8 protein-coding genes and 3 pseudogenes are annotated in these 8,313 nt (G+C 61.6%); 3 read left to right on the top strand and 8 right to left on the bottom strand.

The genetic code is table 11. The annotated features are described in order from the left end of the window. Positions 1-179: 179 nt before the first annotated feature. The 6 genes and pseudogenes from ACZYOF_RS40485 to ACZYOF_RS40460 all read right to left on the bottom strand — a co-directional run. Positions 180-830: pseudogene (locus tag ACZYOF_RS40485) on the bottom strand (helix-turn-helix domain-containing protein); the annotation flags it as partial. 165 nt (positions 831-995) lie between these two features. Further along, positions 996-1,607, bottom strand: a complete 612-nt coding sequence (locus ACZYOF_RS40480; RefSeq protein ID WP_463719245.1) for a hypothetical protein — start codon at positions 1,605-1,607, stop codon at positions 996-998. A gap of 57 nt (positions 1,608-1,664) precedes the next feature. Then, positions 1,665-2,492, bottom strand: coding sequence for a hypothetical protein (locus ACZYOF_RS40475; RefSeq protein ID WP_463719244.1), 828 nt, complete (start codon positions 2,490-2,492; stop codon positions 1,665-1,667). A gap of 437 nt (positions 2,493-2,929) precedes the next feature. Next, positions 2,930-4,567, bottom strand: coding sequence for a site-specific integrase (locus tag ACZYOF_RS40470; RefSeq protein WP_463719243.1), 1,638 nt, complete (start codon positions 4,565-4,567; stop codon positions 2,930-2,932). Beyond that, positions 4,479-5,333, bottom strand: a complete 855-nt coding sequence (locus ACZYOF_RS40465; RefSeq protein WP_463719242.1) for a tyrosine-type recombinase/integrase — start codon at positions 5,331-5,333, stop codon at positions 4,479-4,481. Before ACZYOF_RS40465 ends, ACZYOF_RS40470 begins: the two co-directional genes overlap by 89 nt. A 12-nt stretch (positions 5,334-5,345) precedes the next feature. After that, a complete protein-coding gene (locus tag ACZYOF_RS40460) occupies positions 5,346-5,573 on the bottom strand; it encodes a hypothetical protein (protein ID WP_463719241.1) in 228 nt (75 codons plus the stop codon). A gap of 148 nt (positions 5,574-5,721) precedes the next feature. Between ACZYOF_RS40460 and ACZYOF_RS40455 the strand changes: the two are divergent. From ACZYOF_RS40455 to ACZYOF_RS40445, 3 genes and pseudogenes are all read left to right on the top strand, one after another. After that, a pseudogene (locus tag ACZYOF_RS40455) lies at positions 5,722-6,033 on the top strand (zincin-like metallopeptidase domain-containing protein); the annotation flags it as partial. A 755-nt stretch (positions 6,034-6,788) separates the two neighbouring features. Beyond that, a complete protein-coding gene (locus tag ACZYOF_RS40450) occupies positions 6,789-7,100 on the top strand; it encodes a DUF736 domain-containing protein (protein WP_463719240.1) in 312 nt (103 codons plus the stop codon). A 63-nt stretch (positions 7,101-7,163) separates the two neighbouring features. Beyond that, a complete protein-coding gene (locus ACZYOF_RS40445; RefSeq protein WP_463719239.1) occupies positions 7,164-7,310 on the top strand; it encodes a hypothetical protein in 147 nt (48 codons plus the stop codon). Positions 7,311-7,354: 44 nt separating this feature from the next. On the opposite strand, the gene ACZYOF_RS40440 is transcribed toward ACZYOF_RS40445, so the two are convergent. Both ACZYOF_RS40440 and ACZYOF_RS40435 read right to left on the bottom strand, forming a co-directional pair. Next, positions 7,355-7,627 (bottom strand): HU family DNA-binding protein, encoded by a 273-nt coding sequence (locus ACZYOF_RS40440; protein ID WP_463719238.1) that lies wholly within the window; start codon positions 7,625-7,627, stop codon positions 7,355-7,357. A 385-nt stretch (positions 7,628-8,012) separates the two neighbouring features. Beyond that, a pseudogene (locus tag ACZYOF_RS40435) lies at positions 8,013-8,201 on the bottom strand (GMC oxidoreductase); the annotation flags it as partial. Between the last annotated feature and the right edge of the window lie 112 nt (positions 8,202-8,313).

The following is an 8,313-nucleotide window of genomic DNA, read 5'->3' as shown; positions in this document are numbered from 1 at the left end:
GCGCCTGCGAACTGGGTTCCGATATTTCAACGGTGTCCCGGGCTCGCGTCGCCTGGAAGGACGACAAAACCCTCCTCGACTGGCTCAATTCACTGTAGCGCATTATGTGCCTACACGCCCGCGATCCTCCCCCGAGAGACCGGCTCAAGCCGTTGCCAGGCACATAACGATGTCCGGCACATAACTGCGATTTTGTTACCGGTAACAAAATCAGGCACCAGCAGTTGCGTCGCGCCGCCAAAAAAGCTGAAGGCCGCGTTATGTCCCGCGATCCAGTCGCCGAGCTGCTCGGTCCACGTCGCTAGCGCGAACGACAAGCTGGATGCGCCCATGACCGCGACGAAGATGTGCGCGTCACGCACCTCGCCAGTGTTACGGTCAACCACCGGCACCGTGTCGCCGGCATAGTCGACAAACAATTTCTCGCCCCCGCCATGGTGCTGGCGCATCACCAGTGGCAGCCGGCCTTCCCAGTTGCGGAACAAGTCACAAAAACGGCTATACCGGTACCCGTCCGGATGGTCCGCAATGTACTCGTCCCACAGCACCTGCAAGGTCACGTGCTTGCGCTTGAGCTCGCGGGCAACAACGGACCAGTCAGGCTCGGCCACCTTGCGGCGACCCGGCTTCACGCCGGGCACCCCGTACAGCAGCTGCTCCAGCTCGGCGTCGCTTATCGCTTCCGGGACGGGCCACGCCAGACCCGCGCGCGCAAACCGCTTCAGCGTGTCACGTACCGTCGTCGGCCCGACGCCGACACGCTCGCCAACCACGCGCGTCGAGAGCCCAGCCTCAAGGCTCAACCTCACAATCTCGCGCACCTGGCGCATGATAACCCTCCTCGTCGGCATCCAATTCTCCAAGCTGTTTCCAGCCGGAGAAATGGCCCAACGATCAGGCCTCACACCATCCGAAACTGCGCGCGATCAAATCGGAATCCTGCGCGGAGAATGCTCGGAATGCTGCGCGCGATCATTTCGGAACCCTGCGCGCCATCAACTCGGTACGGTGCGCACCATCATCTCGGAATCCGCACACCGCTCGATCACCTCTGTGAGAACGGCGGCCGTCATCTCGTTGGCATCAGGGATCAAGGCCACATTTCGGGCTCGACGATCACGCCAGTAAGGCGCGTGGCGCGGCTCAATCACCATGTTGGCGCAGCTCAGGCAGACGGATGGGCTCCGACCCGCCTCGCTGGGGCCGACTTCACCTCCGCAACGGCTGGTCTCCGACTGGAACACGCACCAGCCGTAGTCACAGGCGTGGATTCGCAGGTTGGTCTCATTGAGGACGAACTCGATATAATCTCTACGCACCTGTTCGCCCGCGCGTCCCCGGAATCGACCGTTACCCGCGACGATTCGCTCACCCATACGACCAGCAAGCCGATCGCTCAGCAGCATTCTTTCCAACGCTGTGGCTGTTTCGGCGCGACTTTCGTGGTCGATAAGTTGGCGGAGATCGAAGTCGCTGCCGACATACCCGCGAGCGGTCATAGCGACCGACGCGTGCTTATAGTGCTCGGCAAGGCCGAGAAGCTGCGACCGGTCCTTTCTGGCGATGAAGCGGGCGAAGGTCTTGCGGAACTGGTGGCTACTGAACAACCAGGGTTTTCCCTCATGCATGGGCACGCCGACGTGGCGGGCAAAGTCGTTGATCCGCTAGCTGATGTGCATCTGCGTCACCGGTACGATCTCGCCGTACTGGGTATTTTTCACAAGGAAGAGCTCACGCCTATCAGAGGCCTCGCGAAGCGGAGCGCTTAACTTCTCAAGCAAAGCGACCGCCTCTACAACTGGTCCTGGAGCGATCCAGCGTTCCAATCGTCCACCCTGCTGATCGACCGTCTTGAACAGTCGCGCCAGAACGTAGGCTTGGTCGACGCCGGTTTCGCCGATGGGACGGAACTCGATGGCGCCGACCTCCATCGACAGGATCTCACTCACGCGCATGCCAACGAAGCCGGCAATGACGATGTAGCAGGCCTCGACGAGGTCAGTGGCGGCGTGGCGGACCGCATAGGCTCCGAGGAGTGCTTCGCCGGCAGGATCTCTCTGGTTTGCACGACGCAATGCCCTGCGAACATGGTAGGAGGTTTGCCGTCCAAGTGTCCGGGCTTCACGACGGATCGCGTCCGCTTTCACGATCGTTGGGCCATGCTCCTCTACCCACTGCAGCGCAATGTTCAGCAAAGAGATTGCAATGGCATCAGGGATGAACGGGATCGAGCCCCTCGTCCCCGGCGTCACCCCCGCCGCTTCATAGGTCGTTTCTTGCGGAAGAGGATCGACCAGGGGAGCATCATCGAGTTTGGCTCGCTGGCGATAGAGGTCCTTCAGCACCACCATGTAGTTGACGATAGTGTTCGCGCCGATGAACTTTGCCCTGTATCCAGGCCGTGCCAGCAGCCAGGCACGCAACCGCTCCACTGCCGCAGCATCGACACTGCTGAACGTCTCCAACCCATCGAGCGCCATCCACTTGATCATGGTCTTAAGCGTCAGCCCCTTGCTGTAGACCGACGACGGTGACAGACGCTTGCGGCCAGTCGGTGGGTTGGTTGTTATTCGACCACAGGAACTGCTTTGCTGCGTGATGGAGGCCGCGCCACGCTCCCTCGTTGATGACGGCTCCCTCGGGCAAGGCTACCGTCCAGCTTATTCTGTTCTGGTCGGCGCGCCGACCGGCGGTGCGGATGTCGAGCAGCCATTCATCATCGCCGAACCGGCTCCGTGACGAGAGCGGAGCATCCGACCACCCGACAGTACCGACAACTCCAGCGGGCCGCGTTTACATTCGATCACCGGCAAAGCCGGCGCCGCTTTCACGGACGCGACCAGATGCAGCTCCGGTGAGAAGCGCGGCAGGATATCGTGCTCGAGGATTTCCAGTTTCGGCGCATAGAGAAGCCTCCACCGGTCCGGCGCTAGCGTTTGGCGCGCCGCGACAAGAGCGTCGACAGCAACCGCGCCAGAACATTCGGATCGAGAGGGATTACAGCGTTCGGACAGGTGAAGCAGCCCAGCCATGCCGTGCACAGCCGACCAGCTTTCTGGCCTTCTGCGACGCCGGCGAGCGGATTCTTACATGTGAAGCCGGCAGCGGTGGCATATCCGGCATCGACTGCCGGCCCGCCATCGCTTTCATCAAGACCGTCTGCACCACGAACAACATCAACGAAGCGCGCCTGTAGATTGCCGATGACGCGCTCCTGCGCCCTTCGTACGATCGGTCGATCGATATAGCGTTGCGTTGTATCCGGAGTGGCGTGGTTGGCGAGGACCTGGGTTTTCAGGATATCGTGACCGAGCGCCTCATGCGCGAGTGTGAGCCCCGTGGTTCGCAGCGCGGCCAAAGTCAGTGCAAGCGGAGCTCCTTTCTCGTCGACGAGACCATGGCGCTGCGCGAACAATCCGACGTGCCGGCTCACCAGATAGTCGGGGATCAGCTTGATCGCGCGCGTGCCGTTTATGCTCGCGACCAGAAAGAGCCGCTCTCGATCATGCGCCGGAACATGGGGTATCAACGGCGCGGTCATCTCCAGAACCTGGTCGACAAGGTTCGGCACCGACAGGCTTTTGTCGCTGAGGAAGCTTCGACGCTGCACCCGATGCGAACGGCCTTTCGACCATGTCATCACCTGGCGGCCATCAAGAAGCAGATGATCGCTCATACAGTCCCGCCGGAGCTCGCGAAGAGCCTCGGGATTTGCATAGCTCTGCGCCCCGATGGCGATCATGTACGGGATCAGTGTCTCGGGCAGGGTGTGAAGGTAGCTGGCGAGCTTCTGGCCGCCGCCATGCCTGAGCGCGGCGAAGTGCAGCCGCCAACGGCCGGTGCCTCGCTCCAGCATGACCTTGTGCGGAGGAACCAGCCCGCCGTAATGCTCAACGATGACGGTAAGCATTACGCCGAGATCATCAAGGTCGAGCTGGCCGAGATCCCGTTCCCGTGAGATGGCCTTGCGATCGACCTGCGACAGCAGAGCTTTTCCCGTCTGGAAGGTCGACCAATTCGCCTCGATGTCTTTTCTCGCTGCCGACAGGACGGCTTCCATTTCTGATCGGCTTAGCGCCTCTCTCGGGCGCATCTCCGCATTCTTGCGCGGGAAGGCGTTGAACGGGATTTCCAAATCGGAAGCGACAAGCTCGGGCCGATTGTGCTTCAGCCAGCGGACCATCTGCTTGAGCACGGACCAGCTGCCATGGCGAGAACTCTTCGTCCAGGGTTTGGTGTCGAGCCAGGCAATAAAGGCCCCCAGCGCAGCCGTATCAACCTCCCGCATCGACGCGATGACTGGGGTGTGGTCATTGAGGAACGCAAACCAGCGACGAAGTGCATGGAAGGCGCTTTCACGCGTACCCGGACTATGCCCAGCATGGTGGTGACGGAAGGCAAGCGCGATCTCGGCAGCGACCCTTGGCGCCTTGCCATAAACCGAGAAGTCGAATTTGCTCTCCGGCCGACCGTTCGGATCAAGGAAGTTGACCACCAGAGAACCAGGCGCACCTACAAGTGGTGCGGGTGACGGATCGAGCCGATAATCCTTGCGCCGCCGTGCCATTGAGGTCCGGTTCGTCTTGCGCCCGCCGTTGCAGGAACCGCAGCATCGCGGTGGCGAAGGTATGCCGTAACGCGTGGAAGCTTGTCGTCACACCTGCTGCGGAGGCTGAGCCGGCGAACATTGCACCAACACGGCGAGCACTGACCGCGCGACCAGATTCCGTCAGGAAGACTGTATCTGGCTCCGCATGATCGTCATCCCGCAATCTGGCACGCCGAACAATGACGGCGCGCTCCTCGCGCACATAGGCAAGCGTGCGATCGACTAAAGGCAATGGCGGATAAACCATCCGTGCCTTGCCACCCTTGGTACTTTCAATCTTGACCGCCGCCAGGACGTCCGGATTGGATCGCGGAAGCGCCCGCAGTCTCAATCCTGCCACTTCCATCCGGCGCATACCGGTGGTGACAGCCCACTCGATGATCAACCGGTCTCGCGAGCCCAGTCCGGCCATCACCCGCCGCAATGTGGCCGGCGACAACGGCTTTGGTAGCACCGCCGTTTGTCGGACCGTCAGTTCGTTGGCGACCTGTCGTCCACCGCTGGCATCAACATGAACAAGGAAGCCTTGCGGCCGACGTCGCGACAGGGCCAGCTCAGTTGTGGTGAATGGCGCGCTGTCAGTGAGACCTGCACTAACGCACCAGCGATAGAACAGGGCCAACGTTCTGAGGCGACCGTTGATGGTGCTCCGGGCATACGCCCGCCTGGTGTGATCGCTCGGGCGAAAGAGCATCCGATCTCGATAAGCGGCAATCTCCGCCACCCCGACTTTGTCTCAGGCCCATTCATTGGCTTCGAGCGTCCGCCACCAGTCGTAAAGGGCTTCTCCGTAGGTGCGCCAAGTCTGGTGACTGCGCGTGCGTCCCCTCACGAGAGCAACATGCAAGAGCCACGCGCAAGCCGGCTCAACCAGCCGCATCTCCTGATCAAGAAGCATCGGCACACCCGGGCATGGCATCCCGTTGGGCGAAAACTCATCGGTCGTGGACAGCAGGTCCACCAAGCCGAAACCCTCAATCGAGGCCGCCCGCCGTTCGGGGACGGGCCCTCGGGCCCGCCCCCGCACGGCGGAGCAACGCATCGCGGCCACAAACTGTCCTGATTCGAGTTCAAGGAGATGACAGAAAGGACGCGCTGAGGACGTGACCTAACACGAGCACATTCATTGGACGGCGGATGCTCGCCGTGTCGGCCGCGATCTCAGCCGCTACGCGAAAGATCGCAGCGAGAGGGCGCGGGAAGAACTTGTTGCCGAAATTGGGTCGGCGCTCGTCTGCGCCGACCTTGGCATCGTCCCCGAGCTCGAACCGAGACCGGATCATGCGGCCTATGTGGCAAGCTGGGTCTCCGTTCTTTCTAACGATCGGCGTGCAATCTTCTCTGCTGCGGCCCATGCGCAGCGCGCGGTTGCGTATCTGCACAGCCTTCAGCCGAAGGCCGAAAGCGAGCGGGAGGCCGCCTGATGTTTCATGCTCCGTGCATGCGAGGGGTGGGCGTCGTGCCCTCCCCGATTGTCCTGTGCGCGATTTCCCTCCACGCGGTCGTGCACTCCACCATGCTTGTGGCGCTCGTTGCGCATGGCGTCTTGGTAGATCGCAAGTCACGTTCGAAAAGAAAAGAGGCCCCGCCTCGCGGCGAAGCCCTCTCGCGGATGCCGTTCGCGATTGCGTTGTGGCAGATCGCTGGCGATGGCGCCTCCGCAGTTGAGCGGTGGCATGGATCTGGTACGGCGAGGTTGCATCCGCACGACAAGCCCGTCGGCAGGCTCGTTGGCGATGTTGCGGCAGCGACCTCGACAGATGCGCCGCGATTGCTGACAGCGGCGGTCCCCTCGCGCGGGGATGCGCGCCGCCAAAGTGGCCTGGTTGAGGAAACCGCGTCTTGGGGCCTGTGCTCGTTGCCTCGAGATGCGAATGGCCAGGGGCGCCTGTCTTCATTCCACGTGTTTTCGCGACGGGCACACCCATCTGCGTCCTCGATAGAGGCTGGTCTGACCGAAGGCCGATCCCGCTACGCGGGCTCTCGATCTTGTCCCCGCAACGTCCGTCCTCGACTTTCTTCCCCTGTCGCTGCGCGCCATTCCTCGCGATTCAAGAAAGTCGCTCCCGGCCGCCCTCCACTTTGTTTCGGCCCTTCGGGTGCAGGTCGATCGCCCCCGGTCTCACGACCGCCATCGAGGTCGCGATAGGCGCGGCCCGAGAAAACCAGGAATGAGACAATGGCTACCATCGGCAGCTTCACCTCCATGGGCAACGGCTTCTCCGGCGCCATCAAGACTTTGAACCTCAACGTCAAGGCCAAGCTGGTCCGCGTCGAGAACCCCTCCGAGAAGGGACCGCACTTCCGCATCTTCGCAGGCGCAAGTGTCGAATTGGGCGCGGCCTGGCAGAAGGTCTCCAACGAGGGCCGCGACTACCTCTCGGTCAAGCTGGATGACCCGAGCTTCCCCGCTCCGATCTACGCCACCCTGATCGAGGTGGAGGGCGAGGAAGGCCTGCAGCTGATCTGGTCCCGGCCGAACCGGGACTGAGGATGCCGCGAGAGGGCTCCGCCGCAAGGCGGGGTCTTCTTCCTTTCAATCGGAGACGCCCTCATGACCGTCGACACTATTGAGGAATTGCGCGCTGAGCTGCGGGAATGCCTGTTCACGCCCGCGGAGCGCAAGGCGCTCGAAGCCGAACTGGCCGAGCTCATCCGCCAGCGCAACGAGTCACTCGCGCCCAAGGAGGAGGGGACGTAAGCCCCCTCGTTGAGCGACTTACAGCACACCGTGCAACGGTTCGCTCATCCGTTGAGGACGTCCTTGATGGCTTTGGCTGGTGTGAAGGTAAGCTTCTTGGAAGCCGCGATCGCGATCGTTGCGCCGGTCGACGGATTGCGGCCCTCGCGGGCAGGCGTGTCCTTGAACTTGCCGAAGCCGGCGATACTTGTCTCGGCCCCGCTCGCGGCTGCAACAGCGATGGCCTTGAACACGCCGTCGACGATGGCTTTCGCCTGTGTCTTTGTCAGGCTGTTCTCGCCGGCGATCTTCTCGGCAATCTCATTGGCGGTGGTCATGGAACAGGCTCCCTCTTGCTTCGATTTCTTCCGTCTGACACCAAGACCGCCGGACGAACAGAGCAGACATCGCGAGCGGGAGCCGTAATCCCCGGAAAACTGACGAAACTCAGACTTTCTCCTCAGGAGAGGCACTCGAGGAAGAGGTGTTCAAGCAAGGAATTCACGTGTTGCAAGGATGTGCCCGTTGCCGTGAGCTCCTTCACGCCGTTCGCCGGCATGAGATTTAATTGCTGCGCAATGCCACGATCGTCACGCCGCTACTCTGGTGCATCTATTGGTGCATTCAAGCGGTTTATGGCCGTGTGCCTGTTTCCATTGTTCCTATCCTAGGCCGGTAACCCGCGCGGAGGATTTTCTCCAATGTGGACTAACGGAACAATGCCTACGGATGAATGAGATCTGCAGCCCTTTCTCCGATCATCATAGAGGTCGCATTGGTATTTCCAGCGATATGGCGAGGGAAGATGGAGGCGTCCGCAACCCACAAATTCTCAGTACCTCTCACTCTGAGAGAAGGCGTGAGAACGGCTCGATCGTCTGCTCCCACGCGGCAAGTCCCGGTGCCGTCCGAAAAGCGGTTGGAATTGAAAGTGGCGTAGTCTCCGGGGTGATCAACCTCGAATCACCCGGCGTTGACGCGCCGGGCTGGAGACCACGCCATGACAAGCGTTACCACGAAGGCT

This window comes from Bradyrhizobium sp. LeoA1Lang (assembly GCF_055413685.1).
This window is presented reverse-complemented; position numbering and strand designations above follow the sequence as displayed.